The sequence below is a fragment of the Paenibacillus hebaui genome (assembly GCF_051934385.1).
GTDB lineage: Bacteria > Bacillota > Bacilli > Paenibacillales > Paenibacillaceae > Paenibacillus.
The window spans coordinates 448,960-471,585 of sequence record NZ_CP196836.1 but is presented as its reverse complement, the minus strand read 5'-3'; the positions used below and the strand labels follow the sequence as shown (position 1 = coordinate 471,585).

Sequence of the window (22,626 nt, the reverse complement as noted above, 5' to 3'; positions counted from 1 at the left end):
AGGTTGATGTCTGAGCTTATAATTAAGGAATTCAGTTTCATCACATCCATTTTTGTTGGTTTAAAGCATCTGGCGTATATAGCCTGGAATTTTTTATACCTAAAAAGGGGCGTATGTCTACGCCCCATCTGTTTCTGTTCACGATGATTGAAATGATCTTCATTATAATGGATACGCTTCATTCAATGAAGCTTTATGTTTATTTTACCGTTACCGGTATTGTCACTTTTTTGTTGCCCCACTTGGCAGTGATGGACGTTTTGCCTTTACCTACAGCCACAATCTTGCCACCCGTCACTGTAGCTACACTTGGTTTAGTGCTGCTCCACACTGCGCTGTCCGTTACAATTGTTGTCTTGCCTGTATCATACCGGGCCATCACACTCAGAGTTGTACTCGCCTTTGGCGATAACACCAATTTTTTCTGACCTGTGATCAGCTTTTTGAGCAAGGGTACAACGGTAACCTCTGCCTTTATTGTCTGATTTTGATAGGTTCCTGTCAAGGTGGCTTGTCCTTCGGTCAGCGTTTTGACCGTTCCGTTTTTCACTATAGCTACATTATTATTGGAAGAGGACCACGTAACCTGTTTCGAAAGATTAATCGTTTTCCCATTGGCATATGTACCCATCACCTTCAGCGCCTTGGACTTCTTGATATTCAGCTGCATGACGGCAGGTGTTACTTCGACTTTGGTAATCTCATCGGTGATAGCCACGGGAACTTTAACGGTCACTGAGCCATACTTGCCTTGTAACAGCACTCTGCCGGGCGTGATTCCTTTAATCTTGCCACTCTCCAGCACCGCCGAAGTACTTGATACCGACCATACAATCTCAGACGTCACGTCTTCTTCCTTACCGTTCGCACGCTTAATGCTTACTTTAGGGAGAGCACCTTCACTGCCTTTAACAAAATTATAGGATTTCGGTGAAGCTGTAATGCTTTTGATTTTGTCCTGAACCTGTACCCGTAACTGAGTCTTGACTCCATTTACCTGGGCATATACCGTTGCTTCACCAGCTGCAATAGCTTTGATTTTGCCTTTGGCAATGGTTGCTACAGCCGCGTTACTCGTGGACCATGTAACTCCTTCCGTGACATCCTGCTTGTTATCGAATCCTTCAATAACCGCCATGACCTGAAGCGCAGTTGTTTCGGATACACTCATCTTCTGTGGGCTGTTATTGGTTATTTCGATAGATGTCACGTCACCTGTGGCCGCCAATGCAAATGAAGAAGCCCATACTGCAAATACAATAATTAGAGCAAGCATTCCTCGAAGTCCTATTTTAATTCTGTTCATTTCAGTCTCCATCTCCTGTAATCCATTATTTTACTTCTATTATATTATATCGGAAACGTATTGCATAAAATTGAATCAGATCGAAGTTTAATTTCGGACAAGAGGAAATTCGACATCTTCCTAATATATGTTCAACTAAACATTTACACGACAACGCAGAGGACAAAATTACCTAAAGAAGCGAAGCTACAAACTTTCTGCATGAAAGCTACTTAGAAAGCATACACTTCGCCTAAAAGATTTTTGAAAGAAAGCTGCTTCCAAAGCATACGCTTATCCATGGATTTCTCCTTGTCAAAAAGGAATTAAAAAAATTTGGGGATAACAGCGACCTTTAAGGTTGTTCTGTTGTCGGAATGCCGGTGAAATTATTCATGAGTTCGCAACACATGTTTCAGGGACAAATACAAAATGATCCGTGTATAATGAGTACAGGTGGAGTAATACTATTTTAGTATAAACCTCAAAAAGCGGAGGGGATTTACATGATTGAAGTGAATTTGCTTGATATGATGGCCCCTAAAAACAACCGGAAACGTATGAAAGTTATTGTCACTTCCGCATCCAGTACAATCCGTCCTGCGGACGAAATGATTCTACTGATGAAGACAGCTCGCAATCGTTTCAAAAAAAGCCTTGAATCCGGACGTATCGAAATCATTAACGAGCGGGAATGGAAGCTGCGTTAAGAATATACATAAGAGAAGTAACAGCCAATGAAGATCCCAAACTTGCATTGCGATTAGAACAAGAATACCAATGGGTCACAGTTAATATGTTTGAATAAGGGGCTGTATTGAAAGGGATTCCCCCCTCGTTCCAAACGCTAACGAATCTACCGCATCTTAAAAGCTCGATAATCAAAAAAATGCAGTGTTTAACAAATCTCAATAACGTTATTCCGTCATAAAATGGCGTTCGAACCTACAAATCGACCCCATCGACGAAATAACCCTCTATGATTCATTACATCCCAGACCTGTGGAAATTAGAGCGAATAGCGTATGCTCGATTCGTTAGAACAAAATAACCCTAACAAGGGATGTCCCGTAAGTCATGTGCATGACTCATGGGACATCCCCTGTTTGCTTTCTATTCTAGCTGACCACTTTTCTCTTACTCTTCATCCCGGTGTGGTAAATTCAAATATTCAGCACCGCCCATATAAGGCCGCAATGCTGCCGGAATATGAATGCTACCATCCGCCTGCTGATGATTCTCCAGCAACGGAATCAGAATACGCGGCGAGGCCACGGCCGTATTGTTGAGCGTATGGCAGTACGCCAGCTTGCCTTCGGCATCACGACAACGAATGTTCGAACGGCGAGCCTGGAAGTCGTGCAGATTCGACGACGAATGTGTCTCTCCGTACACGCCGCGGCTCGGCATCCAGGTCTCGATGTCATACTGTTTGTACGTTTTCTGCGACATGTCCCCTGTACATACGGCCACCACACGGTAAGGTAATTCCAGCAATTGTAGCAATTCCTCGGCGTGTCCCGTAATTTCTTGCAGCATTCGTTCCGACTCTTCCGCATCAGGCGCACATAGAATAACCTGTTCGACCTTGGCAAATTGATGCACCCGGTACAATCCACGCACATCCCGTCCGCCTGATCCAACCTCACTGCGGAAACACGTCGATGCAGCAGCCAGCTTGATCGGCTCCTCTACATCCACAATCTCGTTTGCATAATACGATACCAATGGCACTTCCGACGTGCCAACCAGCCACTTGTTCTCCCCTGCCAGTTCATAGACCTGATCCCGGCCAGTTGGGAAGAAACCTGTGTTCAGCAGCGCGTCCTCCCTCACCATCAGAGGAATCTCCATTGGCGTAAACCCATGCTTCAGTAGCAGGTCCAATGCAAGTTGCTGTACAGCCCGATGCAAAAGTACCCCTGCTCCTTTCAGCACATAACTTCGTGTCCCACCAATTTTCACCCCACGCGGGATATCAATCAGATCGTGTAGCTCTCCGAGTTCCACGTGATCCTTGGCCGTATAATCAAACACGGGCGGCTCTCCCACACGTCGCAGCTCCACATTATCCTCGTCCGATCCCCCCATTGGCGTATCCGGCGATACAACGTTGGGTACCAGCCATTGCAACCTTGTCACTTTCTCTTGCACAACCGCAAGTTTGGCTTCAATGTGCTCCAATTGTTCGTTCAATTGTTTCACCTGAGTCCTTAACACTTCCGTCTGTTCCCGATCCCCGGATTGCATCAGCCTGCCGATGTCCGCCGATAAAGTGTTCCGTACCCTGCGTCCTTCTTCGGTTTCCTGCAAAAGCATTCTGCGTTCTTCATCCCGCTCCAGCAACTCTCGAATATTCACATCGATTCGTTTGCCGTCTGCCGCCGCCTGTACCTCTTCTGCATGTGCCCGAATCCACTTCATTTCCAACATGGTCACCGTCTCCTTTGGCTGTAAAAATACAAAAAGCGCCCTCATCCCTTGGGACGAGGAGCGCTCTGCTCGCGGTGCCACCCAACTTGCCGAATCAGGATATCCTGATACAGCCTCTTGGTCCGCGATAACGGGCGGTTCCGGTTAACTTGGGGAAATATCGCTCCCCTGGCGAAAACGCCTCCGAGTTGGATGCTCTTCAATGGCATGGTCCGATCTGTAATTGTTGTGTCTCAGTATATACGAACCCTCGCCAGAATTGCAAGTCACGCGTGCATAGCTTGACATGTGCTGTTATGATAGAATTTGTTTGTTTTCAGGAAAGCTCCTGAATCAATTTTTGCATAATTTCATTTTATACATAATTTCAGAAGGAGTACTCCATGAAAAAATTGCTCTGGATTGGTTGTTTGTCCTACTTCCTCATTGGTCTCGCACACGTCATTCTCGGCTCCATTCTGCCTGTTGCCCTTGAACATTATGGGAAGGATTACAGTCAGGGAGGAACACTTATATTCGCCCAGTTTGCCGGATTCCTGGGTGGCGTGCTGTTATCTCCATGGTTGAATAGACGTTTCGGTAAAAGGGGCGGAATATTAATCGCTACAGTTCTACTCTGTGTAGCAGAGTTATCTTATATGCTTCTACCCCCTTGGGGATGGATGTTCGTTATTGCACCTGCAGCCGGATTTGGATTCGGCATGATCGAAGCTGTGATCGGTACGATTATCATTGCTGCAATCAAAGACAATACAGCAGTTGCCATGAGCAGGCTTGAAGTGTTATTCGGAATCGGCGCCATGGTCATGCCGCTCATTGCCAGCGGTCTAATCTCAGCAGGATACTGGCGTATGTCCTTTCTCATGGTCGCCATCTGTTCTGCGATGACCTTTGTCTTCTGGGCCAAAAGTTCATTCGGCGAACTGGACCATGTGCTGGGTCGGCGTAACTCAGACGAGCTTCCTGGGAATACTCATATTGCTGAGGTACCAATTGGAGCTCACCCTACAAACGTCAAGACATCTGGTTCCCTTTATCAGGGCCGCAATCTGGCTCTCCTGGCTCTATTTGTCCTATTCTTCTTTCTGTATGTCGGCACGGAGATGAGTCTTGCCAACTTTATGCCTGCGATTTTAATTGAGAAAATGAATATGAAGGAAGCCGGGGCTGCGCTTAGCGTGACCTGTTTCTGGATCGCCATGGCCGTAGGACGGCTGTTCGCCGGATATATCGCAGAGAAATTCCAATACCGCGTCTATATATTATACAGCTGCCTTGCATCTGTTCTGCTGTTGATGATCTTTCCGTTTACCAACCAGATCTGGTCCGCATTTCTGATCATTCTGTTACTTGGACTTGCCCTGTCTGGAGTCTTCTCCATCGCCCTTGTCTTTGCCAACAAGATGCTACCGGGAACAGAAGAGTCTACACCCAGCATCCTGATTGCATCAGGTGGGGTTGGCGGTGCCATTCTTCCCTTGATCACAGGCTGGAGTCTGGATCATCTGGAGGTTAATCAGTCTGCATGGATGCTGGCCATCTTTGCAGTCGGACTACTTGTCATTAGTGTGATTGCTTATCAATGGCAGCGTAAAGATGTGGCGGATTCAGCGATTTAACGGCTATATCCCATCCAGTCCCAATGATTGCATGTAAAAGAAACAGAGATGTCCACCGTCGTGATCAGACGGTGGACATCTTTTTTTATAGCGTCAATCGGGTCTAAAGAACCGAGCGCACGCTATTCGCTCCAATTTCCACAGGTTTGCGATCTAACGAATCACAGAGAAGTTATTTCGTCGATTGGGTTGATTTGTAGGTTTGAACACCATTTTATGATGGTATAGCGTATTGAGTTTCGTTAAACGTTGCATTCTTTGATTATCGAGCTTTTAAGACACGTCGATTCGTTAGTTCCGTGACACGAGAGGAACATCGCTTTCGGAAAGCCTCATTTTATGTCTCGTTATTTTGCATCATTCGATGGTTATCGCTCATGGGTACAAGATCTAGAAGAATCGAATCATTTCGATCTAGTTCTTGCTGATTGGAAGTCGCTTCGGAAATTTATACAAAATGCTCGTCTTTATAATACCTGCCTCATGATCGAAGATACGTTATGCGTTTTGTGCAAGATTACCCAGGAAATACTTTGTTCAGTGACTAATTAAGCACCCTTATTAAAGACAGGGATAACTATCCCTTTACCCTTAACGGATTTACCGAATATATATCGAACGAGTGGTCCCAGAATAATAAGCTGGTAAGGAAGCGCGAGGCTAAAATTACGAGCGATCGTATGAAGATACGTACTCAGTACGGAAGCCCCACTTAGCTGATTTGCAAGATACGCCGAAATTATTCCGTACAAGGACATGATCAGTACCATCCCAACAACCATGAAAAATGACATAACGAGAACGCTCAGGATCTTGTTGGACCTGTCAAAAGGTAAGGAAAATGCAATTTTTCTAGCCAATGGTCCAACAATGAAGGACTCCACTAGAAATGCAATGATGAAGCATAATACGAATTGGAACAGCATTTCAAGCGGGGATATCTTGCCAAGTAGCCCACTGTGCCATAGATTGAAGAACATCATGACCACGACCATCCCCGTACACATCATTAATCCAAACATAATTTGTTCTTTCTTTGTTGTTGGCAATTCTCTCATCCTCTCTGTTTACTCTGACAATTATAAAGATCATGGATGCCCCCACATAAGTGAACATTCTGTGAACTCCATAATTATTGGAAAGTATCTCTTGTTCGTTTTCACAGTGCCAAAATCCCTATTTGACATCCCCAATTTATCGCCCTATCATATCCCTTAAAATGGTAGAAACGAACCAACGGACGATAAGGAGGATTTGGAATATGAGTTTTCAAAAGCGCATTGACCACGTCGGCATTGCCGTTCGTGATCTGGAGACCACGCTCCGTTTCTATACGGAGATTGTTGGTCTTGAATTGAAAGATCGGGTGACCCATACAAATGGGGTCATTCAGCTCGCTTTTCTCGGCTTCAATGGAAGCGACGAGACCGAGATTGAGTTGATTCAGGGATATAGCGACAAGCTGCCTTCCGAAGGAACGGTGCACCATTTTGCCATCCATGTTGATGATCTTGATGCTGAGTATGAACGTATCCAGGCAACCGAAGCCAAGTTTATCGACGGAGAGATGATTACACTGCCTAACGGTTATCGTTATTTCTTTATTTATGGACCAGAGAAGGAATGGATTGAATTTTTCCAGCGTCAATGAAGAACATGAAGATAAACCAGCATTATAGGCAGAGAATCTGCATGCAGAATTGGAGCTGATGTATGAATATTTTAATTACTGGAGCAGCCGGGAAAATCGGAAGAGACTTGTCCCACTATTTATCAGAAGCATTCCATCTGCGTATAACCGATCTGAATATCGATAGACTGAATGAGTATCAAGATACACGCCATGAGATTATCGCACTTGATGTGACGGAGCCAGAAGCCTGCCGGAAAGCATGTGAAGGTATGGATATCGTTGTACATCTGGCTGGGGACCCATCCCCGCATGCCGGATTCTATGAATCCCTACTGGATATCAATATCAAAGGTACATTTAACGTGCTCCGTGCCGCCAAGGATCAGGGCGTGCGAAGAGTCATTCTGGCGAGTAGCGCACAGACAATTGAAGGGTATCCTATCGATGCCCAGATCTATCCCGACATGCCGACACAACCACGTAATTTGTATGGGGTTAGCAAATGTTTTGGCGAATCACTCGCTTCCTACTTTGCTTATACTGAGAGCTTACAAAGTGTTGCAATACGCATAGGGGCATATGATGATTTTCAACCGGATGGGCCACCGCTGGAGGCGCGTGATATGAGTGCTTATATTAGTCCGACTGACCTGTGTGATTTGGTGTACAAAGCGATCACGACTGAAGAACTCGAACCGTTCACCATTCTACATGGCATCTCGAATAATCGTTTCAAACGATTAAATCTGGAATCAACGAAAAAACAGATCGGCTATGACCCAAAATCCGATGCTTTTGCACTCAGTCAGATCCCCCTATACGATACGCCACGATAAATGGTTATAAGGCCGTTATTCACGTATAACGGCCTCTTTTCTTTACGGCACATACCTCCATTGCCCCATCCAGTTCCTGACTGGACATGCATGGCCCTCTGGCCTATAATAACACCTAGTAATGCCCGTAACTTCATAGTTTCCCAGGGGAGTCGGAATTGGCCGGCTGAGAGTGTATCCCACCAAGATACTGACCCTTAGACCTGATCTGGATCATGCCAGCGTAGGAATCGGAGTATATCGAATTGGCGCAGCCTCTTTGCTGAGTGCCACACCTCTAACGCCTGCACGCGTCCCGGATTACCGGGGCGCTTTTTTATGTTCTTTTGTCTAGCGAGAGCTAAAAAAGTGACGTCATCCGGATCATAGCTGGTATAAATCTGTCGATTTATGCAAGATGCTTGGATATGAAGCCAAGGAGTACCCCGTGCCACTGGCCGGACAACATGAAGGAGAGAATCAAAGATGACATGGCGTAAAATGACAGGACTACTACTCTTATGTGTGACACTGATTGCCATAACCGCTTGCGGTGGCAAGGAAGCAGCACCCACGGAACAGAACGGCAGCAGCAACACTGAAAATAGCAGTGGAGGTGACAACGCAGCCCTCAAGGATATTAAAGTGGTGCTGGACTGGACACCAAACACGAATCATACCGGCCTGTATGCGACCGTAGCTCAAGGTTTTTATAAAGCCGAAGGTTTAAATGTAGAGATTGTACAGCCAGGTGCCGGAGGCGCGGATACCATGGTTGCTTCGAACGAAGTACCCTTTGGCGTAAGCTATCAGGAAAGTGTGACCCAAGCCCGTACACAGGGCGTTCCACTTGTCTCGATTGCAGCGGTCATTCAACATAATACGTCCGGATTCGCCGCTCCAACGGATCGGAATATTAAGTCACCCAAAGATTTCGAAGGCAAAACCTACGGCGGCTGGGGCTCCCCGGTTGAGGAAGCCGTGATGCAGTCCATTATGGAAGGCGAAGGTGCCGATGTGTCCAAAGTGAAAAATATTAATATGGGCGACGCGGACTTTTTTACCGCAGTAAAACGTGATATCGACTTTGCCTGGATCTTCTACGCCTGGACTGGCATTGAAGCCGAACTGCGCGGAGAACCAATCGACATGCTGTATGTGAAAGATTATTCCGAAGCACTGGACTACTACACTCCTGTGTTAGTAACGAATGAAAAGACGATTCAGAACGATCCAGAGCTGGTTAAAGCGTTCTTAAAAGCCACTTCCAAAGGGTATCAATATGCGATTGAACATCCCGAAGACGCTGCCAACATTCTGATCAAGGCCGTACCGGATCTGGATAAGGACCTTGTACTCGCAAGCCAGAAGTGGCTGAGTCCGAAATATCAGGATGATGCACCGCGCTGGGGCGAACAGAAGCAGGAAGTATGGAAGAATTACACGAATTGGATGTTTAGCAAAAAACTGCTTGATGAGCAGGTTGATGTGTCCAAAGCGTATACGAACGAATTTTTACCTCAATAATAATTGTTTAAGTTGAACTTTTTTACACAAACGAAGAGTGCAGAACCCATCTGAAGAAGCGAAGCGCTCACCTAAAAGCTTTCTGAAAGAAAGCTTCTTCGGAAGCATATGCTATCCCCGAATTTCCTCCATTAAAATTTATTAAAGAAATCCGGGGATAACAGTGATCGGAAGAGGGTACTGCAATCGGAGTGTTAAGTGTAAAGCTGGTTCAACTCATGCAACTTAACCCGAAAGGAACCGTGATCTCTCATGGCAAGTACATTACTCAGCATTCAGGTCATTCCCAAAACGCCGAATGGCGAAAACTCCTACCCCTACGTCGATCGTGCCATCGAAGTGATTCAGCAGTCTGGCTTAAAATATCAGGTTAACCCACTCGATACTACAATGGAGGGAGAACTGGAGGAGCTGCTTGAGGTTGTCCGTAAAATGCACGAGGTTCTCGTGGAAGCGGGCAGTCCAAGCATCATCTCACAGATCAAGATTGCTCACAGTCCGAACGGCTTAAGCATGGACACGCTGACGGAGAAGTATCGCTAATGTATGCCTATTGGAAAAACGTGTGGCCGCCCTTTGTGGCGGTTATTCTCTTTATAGCGGTATGGCAGGGCGCTGTCTCCCTGTTCCATATTGAGAAATGGATGCTGCCTGCACCTTCGGATATCACTCATGAAGCGGCATCCCAGGCCAAACGACTGGGTATGCATGCATGGGCAACCACCCAGCTCACATTGATCGGATTTGCAGCAGGTACAATCGTGGGATTACTCATAGCGATGGTTCTGCACCTGATCCCTTTTCTAAAGTCAGCCCTGTATCCTTTACTTATTCTTAGTCAAAATATACCGACCATCGCGCTTGCGCCGCTCTTGCTGATCTGGTTCGGATTCGGGCTGCTGCCCAAACTGATCACCATCATTCTGGTTTGTTTCTTTCCGGTCGCTGTCGCGGCCATGGACGGATTAACCCGCACCGATGCGGCGATGATGAACTATATGCGCATGGCAGGAGCGAAACGCCGCCACATCTTCTGGAAGCTGGAGCTTCCGCACGCGCTGCCATCCGTGTTCTCTGGAGTTAAGATCGCTGCTACGTACAGCGTGATGGGTGCCATCATTGCCGAATGGATCGGTGCAGACAAGGGCATTGGATATTACATGATGCTGCAAAAGTCGGCCTATCGGACAGACCGCCTGTTCGTAGCCATCATGATTATTGTGGCGCTCAGCCTGCTGCTCTTCCTGTTCATTGCGTTGCTGGAGAAGCTGCTCGTTCGCTGGCGGCCGCAAAAGCGATGATGACATATTCCGAATGACATGTGTAACGGAGAAACCACATCCGACTGAAAGTTATTCGTTTCGTGCGACTGGAAGATCAGATGATGTAATCTGTATATTAGGATGTGATAACCATATGAAACTGCAACATGACGGACAGATGCATCCAGTAGCGGACATGAGCGTAACAGAGTCAAAGCAGGGCGAAATGTCTAATGCGGCTACCCTGGCTCGACCTGCCGACACTGCTCCAATTCCGATCCCACCAGCGCTGGAAGTGCTGGACGTGTATGCCTCGTTCCGCGAGCGGCGCAGCAAATTACCCGTTCTGGAGGGCCTGTCCCTGACCGTAGAACAAGGAGAATTTGTGGCGATCGTCGGTCCTTCTGGCTGTGGCAAAAGCACTCTGTTCCATATCATCGGTGGTCTGCTCAAGCCACAGGAGGGCCAGATTCGTATGAACGGTCAGGATGTCACTGGACATCGCGGCAAGATCAGTTATATGCCACAGCAGCCCGCCCTCTTCCCATGGCGTACCATAGAAGACAATGTGCTGCTTGCCGGTGAAGTGTCCACGGACGCACCACCCCGGGCTGATGCGCTTGCAGATGCCCGGAAGTGGCTGAGCAGTGTGGGCCTCTCTGGGTTCGAACGTGCCTATCCGCATATGTTATCGGGTGGCATGCAGCAACGGGTGGCATTTCTACGCGCCCTGCTCAGTCCGCAGGAACTGATGCTGCTGGACGAGCCCTTCAGCGCGCTGGATGCACTGACCCGCAGCGATATGCAGCGCTGGCTGCTCGATATCTGGGAACAGAATCGCCGCTCGGTGCTGTTTATCACCCATAATATCGAAGAAGCATTACTGCTTGCTGATCGGATCTATGTATTGTCCAATCGACCTGCCACTGTGTTGCATGAGGTTCATGTTCCTTTTGATCGTCCAAGACGTGAAGAAATGACGGAGAAAGCCGCCTTTCTTGAGCGTAAACGGCAGATTTCCCAGTGGATGAAGGAAGAACAACAGAAAGCCCGCCTATCTAAATAGTGCGGGCTTTCAATCTATTATTCCCCTAAAATGGGTGATCCATCATAAACCAATCTGCGTATCATATTTAAAAACAAAAAGGAGAGGTTCATCCTTGCATTCAACCGCTTTTGCACCCTTGATCGATGCCCATCTTCACTTGGACAAGTATACATCTGATGAACAACGTGAGATGCTCCATTCCTTCCCGTCCCAGCAGGTTGAAGCCGTCATCGCCGTTTCCATGAACCTGGAATCTGCCCAAGCCAATCTGGAATTAGCCAGAAAATACACTCGCACGGTATATCCAGCGTTTGGTTTCCATCCCGAACAGCCACTGCCTTCCGCAGCAGAGCAGGATCTGTTCTTCAACTGGATCAAAAACCACATGGGACAAGCCATTGCGATCGGAGAGGTTGGATTGCCTTATTATAGCCGACAGGAAGCTGAACAGGCAGGTCAAAGCTTCGATCAGAGCGGGTATATCGACCTGCTTGAGCGATTTATCCAGTTAGCGAAACGACATAGCAAACCCATCGTACTGCATGCCGTATACGAAGATGCCGATATCGCCTGTGATCTGCTAGAGCAATATCAGTATCGGAATGCCCATTTCCATTGGTTCAAAGGCTCACGTCGGACCGTTCAGCGGATGGCAGACAACGGATACTTTATCTCCTTCACCCCTGATATCGGATACGAAGAGGATATTCGCGAACTGGCTCGTCAGTATCCTGCCGAACAGGTGATGGCCGAGACCGACGGACCATGGCCTTTCGAGGGACCTTTCCAGGGAAGAATGACACACCCTGCCATGACAAGGCAAGTCATTCAGAGCTGGAGCGAGGTGACCGGTATGGGGACGGAGCGGGCTGCGCGACTCTTTTACCAGAATACGAAACGCTTCTATCGTCTTCCCTAACCATTTGAGGGCGCTTGCGATTAATCCATACAAAAGATATTTACCCCCAACTTTATACACACCTTATCTACAACTCAGGAAAATCACTATTACCTGATAACAAATTAAAAAAGTCAGTTGGCATCCGGCCCAACTGACTCTTTTTGTCATATTATCGTTAACGCTTCATGAAACCTTTGCCTTCAAGGAACGGCTTCATCTGCATACGTGCCGGCTCCGTGAGGCGATTCGCCATCAATTCGGACCATGGTGTGGTGCGTTCTCCATTGGTACGTTCTTTCATATATGCAGCGGTCGTTTCATCATAGCGTTCCACGCCTTTAAGCGTCTGCTCTGCGTTATAGCGGCCATGGTGTAAAACAGCATCCAGCGGCAGACGTGGACGAATCCCCGTCTCCTGATCGGCAACGCCAATGCACATGCCATAGACCGGATAAACTCCGTCAGGCAAACCCAATACTTCATTGACTTCCTCAATGCGGGTACGTAGCCCGCCAATATAGACAATCCCAAAGCCTAGCGACTCTGCTGCAATCGCTGCATTCTGTGAAGCAAGCGCGACATCGATTGTCGCAACCATAAAGTTTTCAGTGGAGTCCTCATAGGATTCCTTCTCTGGTAAATGACGTTTTGCAGCATCACTCAGCCGATAAAGGTCAGCACACCATACGAGAAACACAGGGCATTCGTTGACGTAAGCCTGATTGCCTGCCAATTCAGCCAACTTGGCCTTCTGCTCTGATTCGGTGACAGCAATCACAGTATAGGCCTGGACACTACTCGAAGAGGAAGCCATCTGCCCCGCCGCCACGATGGCCGCAAGCTGTTCCTCACTCACCGGGTCCGGCTTGAATTTCCGCACAGAGCGGTGTTTCATCATCAATTCAATGGTTTCGTTCATTGCTATTCACTCCCAATCCTCGAAGTACAAATTCAATCGTTTGCTCGGCAAGTTCATCTGTATTCATATCCTGATAATCAAAGCCGAAACGTGAATTCTTGGCCCGTTTGTGAGCCAAAGCCACACCCATGACCTGAAGCATTGCATAAGATACGGACTCGATTTGGAATACGCCCTGCTCTTTGCCTTCTCGCAGGAGCTCCCTCACTTTGGTCCAGACAGGGTCCAGAAATCGAAATACGGTAGCTGTACGATGGGTACGCAGCGTAATCTCCAGCTGTACAATATCGCTCATCTCCCGATCTGTCATCGTGAACTTCACAACTTCACCTACAATTCGTCGGATACCTTCCACGGGGGAAGACGAAGACTCTTGAGCCAACGCGTTCATCATATGATCAGGGAAAAAGTGCTCAAATAATGCTTCGAACACCTTTTCCTTGCCACCAAAATGATAGGAGACCAGCGACACATTCGCGCCCGCCTCATCACAGATTTGACGAACACTTGTCCCGTCATACCCCTGCTGTGCAAAAAGTTTTTTGGCTGCAAGCAAAATCCTCGTTTTTATATCCAATTCCGGTTCCGTCATTCCGTCCGCTCCTCTTGTCCGTTCTATTCATTTGCTCCAGCTCATCGGGCTGTAGCGAGACTACTCTATCATTTTATTATGAAAGTTTGTGTATCAAAGCGCAAGCTGTGGCGCCTGTGATCCTCTAAAGTAATCAGCATCACCCTGCTATTACACCAAGCACCCCGGTGAAAATCACCGGGGTGCTTGGTCAGATCCTATGCAGACAACTAGACAACTACGTCTGTACGATTAGCCGTTCATTTGGGCTGGGCTTGGTACCACCGCCGGCATGCGTTGTTTTTTCAACAATGTCACGACCAGAGACAAGGCTACAGCAATCAATAATACAATCGCAACGGAGCCAGCAGCCGATTGGGCTCCAGGTCCACCGAGCTGTACGCTCAGAATACCTTGTACTGCATATGTGGCAGGCAGATACTGACCAATGCCACTGTAGAAGCTGTTCAGCAATTCACGTGGTACCATTGCACCGGATGATACGAGTTGCAAGGACAGTGAAATGATGTTGAACAGACTTCCCGCTGGTCCGAAGCAGATCAGGAAGAACTGGGAGAAGAACATGAACGTACACAGGAAGAGCGCCTGGAACAACCAGAATGCAACGAATCCTTGTTCAATCTGACCTCCGAGCGCAACAATTAGTGACGATCCCAGCAGGGAGACCACCAAGGCGGAACCCATATTAATGACCATTCTTGCACCGAACAATGTCAAGCGAGAGTACGTAGCGGATAGCATACCCATCGCTGTCTGGAGATTCATCCCCATGATCATGGCTCCCACATATGAAGCAAGCACCATCATCATTGGAACCATCTGGTTATTCATCCCATTAACCGGGTTGATTGAAGTTGTTGTACCCTCCACACGGGAAGCCAGGTTAGTAGCAGCTTCAGCAGCCTGGTCCGCAGATGCCCCGGAAGCTGTCAGTACAGTCTGTACCCCTTGAGCTGTGGCTTGCTTGTTCATCGTGTTCGTCACGCTTTGCGATACACCTTGCATCATGCTTTTGATCGTAACCGGGTTAGCCTCGTTAATCGTGTATTTGATCTCAGCGGCGGAACCGGCTGTTTGCAGCAGTTCATTAAATCCTGCCGGAATATTCAGCACCATATGAATCTTGCGATGGTTTAACTGATCAAGCGCTTCAGCAGCACTCAGATTGGATACGGTATGAAAAGGAAGCGTCTCAGCCATGCGATCTGCAATCCCCTTGGATTGTTCTCCATCCTCGTTCACAACGGCCACCGTCAATTCATTCATCCGGTCATTCACTCCGGAATATGCGGTCATCCAGATCACGCTAAAGATCACTTGGAACATAAGTGCCGTCACGATCCCTACAATCACTGGCGGTTTTTTCAACAAAATTCGTAAAGCCTGTACCATAAATAATGTCCTCCATTACTAGATAGTTCTAATTTGATTTAAACGATCGTTTGAATCAAACAATTGTTTTAAATTTTAAGTCCCTATGTCCATATTGTCAATATAATTCTGAAATGTTCAGAAAACATCAAGTTACATTTCACAAATATTGGATCTATTTTCATAAAAGGACATCACTGAACCCTCCGCCTTCTTTCAGAAAGGAAAGGACATGCATTGGGACCTACCCTAACGGTTATTTCTCCCGTAAAAAAACACGGTCCGCCACAGCGAACCGCGCATGTACTCATCGTTTAATCAAAGGAAACGCTGAGCCTGTCTATAGAGTTCAGTCAGTCATTCCGCTTTAGCTTCATTCGTTGCAAACGTAACGAGTTCAGTACAACCGATACAGAGCTGAACGCCATCGCCGTACCCGCCAGCCAAGGGGCCAGGAAGCCTACTGCTGCAATAGGAATGCCAATCACGTTATACCCAAGCGCCCAGAACAGGTTTTGCTTGATATTGCCCATGGTGCGACGACTCATCTCGATGGCATCCGCGATGCTGTTCAAGTCCCCTCGCATCAAGGTAATATCAGCCGCTTCCATCGCTACATCGGTTCCCGTTCCAATCGCCATACCGATATCGGCTGTAGCAAGAGCAGGAGCATCATTGATTCCATCCCCCACCATAGCTACCTTGAGGCCGCTCTCCTGAAGCTTCTTCACTTCCGCTGCTTTGCCTTCAGGCAGTACCTCGGCCAAAACTTTACCGATTCCGGCTTGTTCCGCCACGGCACGAGCTGTTCGCTCATTGTCACCTGTAATCATAATGACATCGATCCCCATCGCCTGGAGCCTGCCAATCGCTTCACGAGAAGTTTCCTTGATGGTATCCGCCACAGCCACAATACCTGCCCATTGACCACCCACCGCCACCAGCATCGCTGTGCGGCCTTGCTCTTCCAGCTTGTTCATCTGCTGGACGGTGTTCTCCGAAACAATCACCTGAGCGTCCGCAAGCAAGCGCCGTGTCCCGACCAGGATCTCCTGTCCCTGAACCCGGGCCCGAACACCATAACCCGGTATGTTCTCAAACTGCTCCGACTGGGTCAGCTCCAATCCTTTGCCTCGGATTCCTTCAACTATCGCCTCAGCCAGAGGATGCTCTGAACTCTGTTCTGCTGCTCCAACCCGTTGCAACAGGTCGGCTTCTGTCCAGTCCGGAGCCGTAACTACATCCGTAAGTACCGGTTTACCTTGGGTTACTGTACCTGTTTTGTCCAGCACAACGGTCTGAATCTGCTGTGCCGATTCCAAATGCTCGCCACCTTTGAACAGAATGCCATATTCAGCCGCACGTCCCGATCCAGCCATAACGGACGTTGGAGTTGCCAGCCCTAGTGCACATGGACAAGCAATGACCAGCACAGCAATCGCCTTCTCCAGCGAACCGGCAAAATCACCAGGACTCGCGAACAGATACCAGATCAGGAACGTCACTGCAGCAATCCCGACCACTATCGGAACAAAAATGCCTGAAATAACATCCGCAATCCGCTGAATGGGTGCTTTGGAACCCTGCGCTTGCTCGACTACTTTAATGATCTGCGATAACGCCGTGTCCGAGCCTACTCGGGTCGCACGTAGCCGCAACACACCATTTTTGTTCAGTGTAGCGCCTGTAACGGTGTCACCCGGCTTTTTATCCACTGGCAGGCTCTCTCCACTTAACATGGATTCATCTACAGAGGATTGACCCTCTTCAACGACACCATCCACAGGGATGCTATCCCCCGGCTTCACCAGTACGAGATCACCAACCGCAACATACGCCGCAGGCACAAGCACTTCCTGTCCGTCCCGGATCACACGGGCTTCACGCGGGGCCAGTTCAATCAGGCTTTTGATCGCCTGTGAAGAACGACCCTTAGCCACGGCTTCGAACCATTTTCCAAGCAAAATTAACGTAATGAGGATTGCACTTGTCTCATAATAAAGTTCCACCGCAGGCATAGCGGCGGCTACGCTTGTACCCATTCCACCATGATCCATCGTGGTGGAGGCTACCGAACCACTTGTGAGAGTCAGATACAAACTGTAGAAGAACGCCGCACTGGTACCCAATGCAACCAACACATCCATATTGGCACTGCCATTACGTAATGCTTTATAAGCTCCCACATAGAATTGCCAGCCGATCACGAACTGTACCGGGGTTGCTAACACCAGCTGGAACCATGGATTCATGAACAGATCCGGTACCCAGATCCAGGTGGTGAACGAGAAATGTCCCACCATCGCCCACAAGAGAGGCAAGGATAATAAAGCAGATATCATCCACTTCCACTTTTTGCGTTGCAGCTCACGTTCACGGACCGATTGGGTTTCTTCTTGGGTCTGCTGCAATTCCGCGCCATAACCAAGCTGCTTGATCTTCGCAGTAATATCCGATGCTTTTAATGCGCCCGCGGCGAATTCTACACGCCCCGTTTCCAGTGCCAGATTCACGTTTGCCCGGGATACACCCGGCAGTCGGGAGAGCCCCTTCTCGATCCGCGCAGAACATGCCGCACACGTCATGCCCGTGATGTTCAGATCAACCGATTCCGTTACTGTGCCGTAGCCAAGTGCCTCCACCTTATCCCGCAATGCATTAATATTTGTTGTCTTCGGATCATAGGTTACGTTCGCTTGTTCGATGGCGAGATTAACGTTGGCCTGATTGACCCCTTCCATTTTGGACAATCCCTTCTCAATCCGGGTGGAGCAGGCCGCACAGGTCATACCTGTGATTTGCAATGTTGTCTGTAGGCCCTTTGATTCCGGTGAAGTTAAGGGTTCTGGTGCTGATGCATTTTCCGTTGTCGATGCCTTATCCATGTTGTTCGCCCCTTTCTTTATGAAATATTTATATGCAACAGATACCCCTAAGGGGTATATAAAAGACAGAAAATCAGGCTTAAACAATGAACTCATCGGAAAAGAGCAGTTAGCTTCTTATCCGTGCAAGATGAAAGTTCTGTTTAAGCCTGCAATGATTAAACTACGTCATACCCTTGATCTTCAATGGCAGCCTTGATCTGATCCACATTGACTTTCTGCTCATCATACTCAACTGCAACCGTTCCTGCTGCCAGATCAACCTGTCCATTCGCCCCCGCATTCTTCACGGCTTCTTCAACGGATTTCACACAGTGGTTGCAAGACATTCCTGTAACGTTCAACGTAATATTAGACATGGATAATTCCTCCTTATGATATAAAAAATGATGGACTTCCTTCATTACAATGAATTACTTCATTAACTTCCTTACCGTTACCAGCAATTCATCCACAACCTCATGTTCTCCAGCCTGGATGCGCTCAACGATACAGCTTTTCATATGGCCTTCGAGCAACAACTTGCCCACTGAATTGAGAGCAGACTGAGCCGCCGCAATCTGTGTCAGCACATCATCACAATAGGTGTCCTTCTCGATCAATCCCTTGATTCCACGAATCTGTCCTTCGACGCGATTCAAACGGGAAATCAGGTTGCCCTTCATCTCTTGGGAGTGATGGCTCTTGCGCACAGGCTTTTCGTCACTGCCTGTGGTATGACATGAATTGGCTTGCTGATCTGCATCTGAAGCTTGTATTAAATCCGGTACGGAGGACTGCAAAGGTTCTTTGGGATCGCTCTGATGATCCATCATGAACACCCCTTTTCTTTCGTTCTTTTATTAGAGTAACATACCCCGTGGGGGTATGCAATACTGTTCCATCATTTTTCTTACAATGGATATTCCCTGCCTATGAAATATAGCACTTTCCAACACTGTGGCTTCGGCTACCATATCCATTTGTTCAGAAAATTTCCCCAATAGTCTTCGCATACTAAGAGCAAGATATTCCGTATCCTTTGCATAACATATCCTCTGTATTTCAAAATGCTGCTCAAAATCCATCTGTTCACTCGAATTACCTCTCATCGTATTGGGCCCTCCCACAGAACATGGATTCACCAATGATTCTTCAATCCCCCACTCAGTCTGGACTTTACAGTATGTACTCCATTCTGCTGCTGCGGACGGCCAGACCCAACTGTTCATAAAATGCCTGTGCTCCCGTGTTAAATGTGGAAACAGTCAGCTCAACACTTTCGACCTGAATCTCTCTGCCAAGTTCGATCAGCACTTGCATCAGTTGTTTGCCTGTCCCATGTCCACGGTGCTTACTGTCCACAACAAGTTCATGGATGTATAGTACTTTGCGATCCAGCAACAAATCCACATTCTGAATCACATTCAACTGTGCGCTCGCATATCCAACAATCTCAACCTCATCCAGCAATTCTGCGACATATAGATAATGATAATCCGTTTCAAGTAGTTGCTCATATTCCTTATAATTCAATCTTGGCTGCATCGCCCTGTATACGTCGGGTCGGGCTTCCACATGCATATGATGCAGTTCATCCATTAACGACGATACTCCCGGATAATCCCCGATTTCAGCCCGTCTAATGTTAAGCCTGTTCATTTTATCCTCTCCTTTTCAAAAACACTTTCCATGATTATACAATAAAAAGCAGATACCTTAATGGCATCCGCTTCGTTTCAAGCTATATTTCGTTCCTCTTATTCCTTGGAGGATTTGGCCTCGTCAAAAGCTACAGGAGAGGGCTTAGCAGACCATTCGTCCGCTTGCGGCTCGATGTCCACCCCGCTCAAAATTTTCTTTTTCTCCATTAAGGAATCTCCGTCTTCATCCAATTTGTTGCGAATTGCCGCCTCATCCTGAGGTTGGTTGTTCTGTTTCACGCTGAAGTCCTCCTTTTTTCGTAATCATGGTGATGTTCCTTTATATAACGTGCCCATTTTCTGTATTACCATTCTCGGGAGGGACAAGCTAAATCCATCTTTGAAGCCTTGCTCATACATTTCCAGCTCTGCTGTTCCCTGAAGAAGGGTTATTACATTACAATAGTCCAAAAATAAAGACATCCCCTCTGGCTTAACATATTCACATAGCTCCATAAATAAACGATCACTTTCTTGATTCAATCTTTTATATTCTTCTGAATTATAAATCACAAGATTTCCAATACTCCGCATACGAAGCGCTTTGAATTGGTTAAATACTTCTTCGAATTCCTCCATCATATCCTCCAAAAAAGTGACATCACTATGAATTTAAATAATAAAGTGATTGCAGACAAAAACAAACGATCCATCGCAATGCAGATCGAGTATCTGATTGAGCAGCATATTGAGGAATTCGAGAAAGAACAAGGTGTTATTTCCCCTGATACACATAATGACGTATAGATCCTGCGCCCGTAGTACATGCGCATCATCCATACGTCATTTTTCATGATACATCCTGTTCCCTATTAATCGAAGTCAACCTGTTTATCCAAAATGACTTCCTCCGCTTCTAGCTGCATTCGATTTATTCAGGGGCACCGCACCTGTAGAACTTGTTGGATAGAACGCACTTTGTTCATTAGACGGTTATAACGATTGGTTGCACGTCGGTTGATGGTGCTCTGGTTTTACTATAAAAAAAGGGCGTCCCGTAAGGTCATGTTCGTGACCTTACGGGACGCCCCTTCAAATTGTCCACCTCAGATAGACATCATTTACGTGTTTTGCTTTATAACAATGAAACTCCAAAATACCCTGCCGAACCTTACTTACGCTTGATCCTGGCGAGCGAGTGCAGCCAGCGCACGCAGCGCTGCTTCAATCTCGTGTTCCACCGCTTGGGCTACCGCATCCGTATGTGGATCATACTCGGCGGCCAGATCGCTGTCTGCGAAACCGTCGATGGCAACAATCGCTCCGGCACGCGCACCACGCAAGGTGCTGACGATGTAGAGCGCCGCAATCTCCATCTCGGCGGCAAGAGCACCCGCTTGCTTGTATTTGCGATGCGGAATGTCCTCTACCCCGGCGAAGAAGGCGTCCAACGTCACGGTAATTCCTGCGCCGACCTTACCCCCGCCCAGGGCTGGCGTTCCCGCATCGCTAACGGCTGCTGCATTGCTTGCGCTGCTATCCAGCCCACGGGCCGCAGCGATCAATGCGCTCGTAACGCCAATGTCCGCTACCGCAGGGAAACCATCCGGTACCAGTTGGCGTGTCAGTCCGTCCGAACGAACCGCTGCCGTGCTGACAATGACGCTGCCTGCCGGATAATCGGCTGTATACGAGCCTGCCGTACCTACACGAATCAGGGTCGTTACGCCTGCCCGAATCAGCTCCTCGAAGCAGACAGCCGCTCCCGGTGAACCTACGCCATGGCTGACAACAGCCATCTGCACACCTTCGAATTCCCCTACAAAGGTACGATATTCGCGGCTAAATGCGAGTTCCTTCGCCCCATCCAGCTTGCGAGAAATTTTTTCCGCCCGTGCCGGGTCACCGCACACGATGGCATACGCCGGCATGTCTTCCGAATGAATTTGCAAAATGGGCAGCAACATGTTCATCCACTCCTTTTAATCATACTTTCTATAATCAAACTTCTTATAATGAAACTTTCTTTAATCAAATTCCTTCTTCGTCCATTCGTCTTCTGGAATCGGCAGATCCTCACCCGAGAAGCGCTGCTCCTTAAACGGATCGGCAAAATGGTGAAATCCATTCACTTCCCAGAAGCCATTGCGATCTTCGGTCATGAATTCCAGACCACGCACCCACTTCGCACTCTTCCAGAAGTAGAGCTGCGGCACGACAAGGCGCAGCGGGAAGCCATGCTTGGGCGTAAGCGGCTCGCCATTATATTTGAAAGCGAGCAATACGTCATCATGCATTAATTCTTCGAGCGGTACATTCGTCTCATAATCATGATCAGCATGAATCATGACGTATTTCGCTTCTGGCTTAACTCCCAGAAGCTTCACAAAATCGGAGAACCGAATACCTTCCCACGGCGTATCAAATTTCGACCAGCGTGTGACACAGTGGATATCACTCACAGTATTCACCTGAGGCATAGCCTGAAGCTCGGCCAAGGAGAACACCTTCTCCTCTTCAACTTCGCCAAATACTTTCAGATCCCAGGTGGACAGATCATATTCCGGCACTTCGCCTTCATGCAGAATCGGAAATTTCTCCGTTAGCATCTGCCCCGGCGGCAGCCGGTCTCCATGCTCGGTACCTGCTTTGGGTGCCTGAGTTTTGGTTTTTTTTAGACGTTCAGCCTTGTTAAGCAACGTTATCCCTCCCTC

Annotated in this window: 25 protein-coding genes and 1 riboswitch; of the genes, 10 read left to right on the top strand and 15 right to left on the bottom strand. The window is 47.8% G+C overall.

Translation table 11 applies throughout. The features are described 5' to 3' along the window. Positions 1–199: 199 nt before the first annotated feature. Positions 200–1,306 (bottom strand): Ig-like domain-containing protein, encoded by a 1,107-nt coding sequence (locus tag ACR32F_RS02175; RefSeq protein ID WP_440115712.1) that lies wholly within the window; start codon positions 1,304–1,306, stop codon positions 200–202. Positions 1,307–1,791: 485 nt separating this feature from the next. On the opposite strand from ACR32F_RS02175, the gene ACR32F_RS02170 reads away from it, so the two are divergent. After that, the gene (locus tag ACR32F_RS02170; protein ID WP_440115710.1) at positions 1,792–1,995 is read left to right on the top strand and encodes a hypothetical protein; all 204 of its coding nucleotides are present in this window, start codon (positions 1,792–1,794) and stop codon (positions 1,993–1,995) included. Positions 1,996–2,422: 427 nt separating this feature from the next. Here ACR32F_RS02170 and serS read toward each other — a convergent pair whose 3' ends face one another. Next, positions 2,423–3,718: a serine--tRNA ligase gene (gene serS, locus ACR32F_RS02165; protein ID WP_440115708.1), complete on the bottom strand. Its 1,296-nt coding sequence runs from the start codon at positions 3,716–3,718 to the stop codon at positions 2,423–2,425. A 383-nt stretch (positions 3,719–4,101) separates the two neighbouring features. Here serS and ACR32F_RS02160 point away from each other — a divergent pair, with 383 nt between their 5' ends. After that, on the top strand, positions 4,102–5,337 hold the full coding sequence (locus tag ACR32F_RS02160) for an MFS transporter (RefSeq protein WP_440115706.1): 1,236 nt from the start codon (positions 4,102–4,104) through the stop codon (positions 5,335–5,337). A 548-nt stretch (positions 5,338–5,885) separates the two neighbouring features. Here the strand turns inward: ACR32F_RS02160 and ACR32F_RS02155 are convergent. Then, a complete protein-coding gene (locus ACR32F_RS02155; protein WP_440115704.1) occupies positions 5,886–6,386 on the bottom strand; it encodes a hypothetical protein in 501 nt (166 codons plus the stop codon). Positions 6,387–6,598: 212 nt separating this feature from the next. On the opposite strand from ACR32F_RS02155, the gene ACR32F_RS02150 reads away from it, so the two are divergent. The 7 genes from ACR32F_RS02150 to ACR32F_RS02120 all read left to right on the top strand — a co-directional run bounded on the left by ACR32F_RS02150 (position 6,599) and on the right by ACR32F_RS02120 (position 12,541). Next, positions 6,599–6,988 (top strand): VOC family protein, encoded by a 390-nt coding sequence (locus tag ACR32F_RS02150; RefSeq protein WP_440115702.1) that lies wholly within the window; start codon positions 6,599–6,601, stop codon positions 6,986–6,988. Positions 6,989–7,050: 62 nt separating this feature from the next. Continuing rightward, positions 7,051–7,806, top strand: coding sequence for an NAD-dependent epimerase/dehydratase family protein (locus ACR32F_RS02145; RefSeq protein ID WP_440115700.1), 756 nt, complete (start codon positions 7,051–7,053; stop codon positions 7,804–7,806). A gap of 135 nt (positions 7,807–7,941) precedes the next feature. Next, a riboswitch (TPP riboswitch) is annotated at positions 7,942–8,054 on the top strand. A 217-nt stretch (positions 8,055–8,271) separates the two neighbouring features. Then, positions 8,272–9,312: an ABC transporter substrate-binding protein gene (locus tag ACR32F_RS02140; protein WP_440115698.1), complete on the top strand. Its 1,041-nt coding sequence runs from the start codon at positions 8,272–8,274 to the stop codon at positions 9,310–9,312. Positions 9,313–9,564: 252 nt separating this feature from the next. After that, the gene (locus ACR32F_RS02135; protein ID WP_062322512.1) at positions 9,565–9,855 is read left to right on the top strand and encodes an MTH1187 family thiamine-binding protein; all 291 of its coding nucleotides are present in this window, start codon (positions 9,565–9,567) and stop codon (positions 9,853–9,855) included. Then, positions 9,855–10,613: an ABC transporter permease gene (locus ACR32F_RS02130; RefSeq protein WP_440115696.1), complete on the top strand. Its 759-nt coding sequence runs from the start codon at positions 9,855–9,857 to the stop codon at positions 10,611–10,613. The genes ACR32F_RS02135 and ACR32F_RS02130 overlap by 1 nt, the downstream gene beginning before the upstream one ends. A gap of 187 nt (positions 10,614–10,800) precedes the next feature. Further along, complete coding sequence (locus tag ACR32F_RS02125) at positions 10,801–11,640, top strand: ABC transporter ATP-binding protein (RefSeq protein WP_440119653.1); 840 nt, start codon at positions 10,801–10,803, stop codon at positions 11,638–11,640. 94 nt (positions 11,641–11,734) lie between these two features. Further along, complete coding sequence (locus tag ACR32F_RS02120; RefSeq protein ID WP_440115694.1) at positions 11,735–12,541, top strand: TatD family hydrolase; 807 nt, start codon at positions 11,735–11,737, stop codon at positions 12,539–12,541. A gap of 157 nt (positions 12,542–12,698) precedes the next feature. Here the strand turns inward: ACR32F_RS02120 and nfsA are convergent, their stop codons facing one another. From nfsA to ACR32F_RS02070, 10 genes are all read right to left on the bottom strand, one after another. Next, a complete protein-coding gene (gene nfsA / locus ACR32F_RS02115) occupies positions 12,699–13,442 on the bottom strand; it encodes an oxygen-insensitive NADPH nitroreductase (RefSeq protein ID WP_440115691.1) in 744 nt (247 codons plus the stop codon). Continuing rightward, on the bottom strand, positions 13,426–14,034 hold the full coding sequence (locus ACR32F_RS02110) for a TetR family transcriptional regulator (protein WP_440115689.1): 609 nt from the start codon (positions 14,032–14,034) through the stop codon (positions 13,426–13,428). Before ACR32F_RS02110 ends, nfsA begins: the two co-directional genes overlap by 17 nt. Before the next feature lie 231 nt (positions 14,035–14,265). Next, positions 14,266–15,426: a YhgE/Pip domain-containing protein gene (locus ACR32F_RS02105; protein WP_440115687.1), complete on the bottom strand. Its 1,161-nt coding sequence runs from the start codon at positions 15,424–15,426 to the stop codon at positions 14,266–14,268. A 332-nt stretch (positions 15,427–15,758) separates the two neighbouring features. Next, positions 15,759–18,290, bottom strand: coding sequence for a heavy metal translocating P-type ATPase (locus ACR32F_RS02100; RefSeq protein WP_440115685.1), 2,532 nt, complete (start codon positions 18,288–18,290; stop codon positions 15,759–15,761). Between the two features lie 158 nt (positions 18,291–18,448). Beyond that, positions 18,449–18,649 (bottom strand): copper ion binding protein, encoded by a 201-nt coding sequence (locus ACR32F_RS02095; RefSeq protein ID WP_053779829.1) that lies wholly within the window; start codon positions 18,647–18,649, stop codon positions 18,449–18,451. Between the two features lie 54 nt (positions 18,650–18,703). Next, on the bottom strand, positions 18,704–19,102 hold the full coding sequence (locus ACR32F_RS02090; protein WP_440119652.1) for a metal-sensitive transcriptional regulator: 399 nt from the start codon (positions 19,100–19,102) through the stop codon (positions 18,704–18,706). A gap of 30 nt (positions 19,103–19,132) precedes the next feature. Further along, the gene (locus ACR32F_RS02085; RefSeq protein ID WP_440115683.1) at positions 19,133–19,381 is read right to left on the bottom strand and encodes a hypothetical protein; all 249 of its coding nucleotides are present in this window, start codon (positions 19,379–19,381) and stop codon (positions 19,133–19,135) included. A 67-nt stretch (positions 19,382–19,448) separates the two neighbouring features. After that, positions 19,449–19,931, bottom strand: a complete 483-nt coding sequence (locus ACR32F_RS02080; protein ID WP_440115681.1) for an N-acetyltransferase family protein — start codon at positions 19,929–19,931, stop codon at positions 19,449–19,451. A 98-nt stretch (positions 19,932–20,029) separates the two neighbouring features. Then, on the bottom strand, positions 20,030–20,212 hold the full coding sequence (locus tag ACR32F_RS02075) for a hypothetical protein (RefSeq protein ID WP_440115679.1): 183 nt from the start codon (positions 20,210–20,212) through the stop codon (positions 20,030–20,032). Between the two features lie 24 nt (positions 20,213–20,236). Beyond that, positions 20,237–20,554, bottom strand: coding sequence for a hypothetical protein (locus tag ACR32F_RS02070; protein WP_440115677.1), 318 nt, complete (start codon positions 20,552–20,554; stop codon positions 20,237–20,239). A 24-nt stretch (positions 20,555–20,578) separates the two neighbouring features. On the opposite strand from ACR32F_RS02070, the gene ACR32F_RS02065 reads away from it, so the two are divergent. After that, positions 20,579–20,719 carry a hypothetical protein gene (locus ACR32F_RS02065; protein WP_440115675.1) on the top strand — a complete coding sequence of 47 codons (141 nt, stop codon included), beginning with the start codon at positions 20,579–20,581 and terminating at the stop codon, positions 20,717–20,719. A gap of 368 nt (positions 20,720–21,087) precedes the next feature. Here the strand turns inward: ACR32F_RS02065 and ACR32F_RS02060 are convergent, their stop codons facing one another. Together ACR32F_RS02060 and ACR32F_RS02055 are read right to left on the bottom strand one after the other, a co-directional pair. Beyond that, positions 21,088–21,879 carry a nucleoside phosphorylase gene (locus ACR32F_RS02060; protein ID WP_440115673.1) on the bottom strand — a complete coding sequence of 264 codons (792 nt, stop codon included), beginning with the start codon at positions 21,877–21,879 and terminating at the stop codon, positions 21,088–21,090. 60 nt (positions 21,880–21,939) lie between these two features. Beyond that, positions 21,940–22,611, bottom strand: coding sequence for a sulfite oxidase-like oxidoreductase (locus ACR32F_RS02055; protein ID WP_440115671.1), 672 nt, complete (start codon positions 22,609–22,611; stop codon positions 21,940–21,942). Positions 22,612–22,626: the final 15 nt, after the last annotated feature.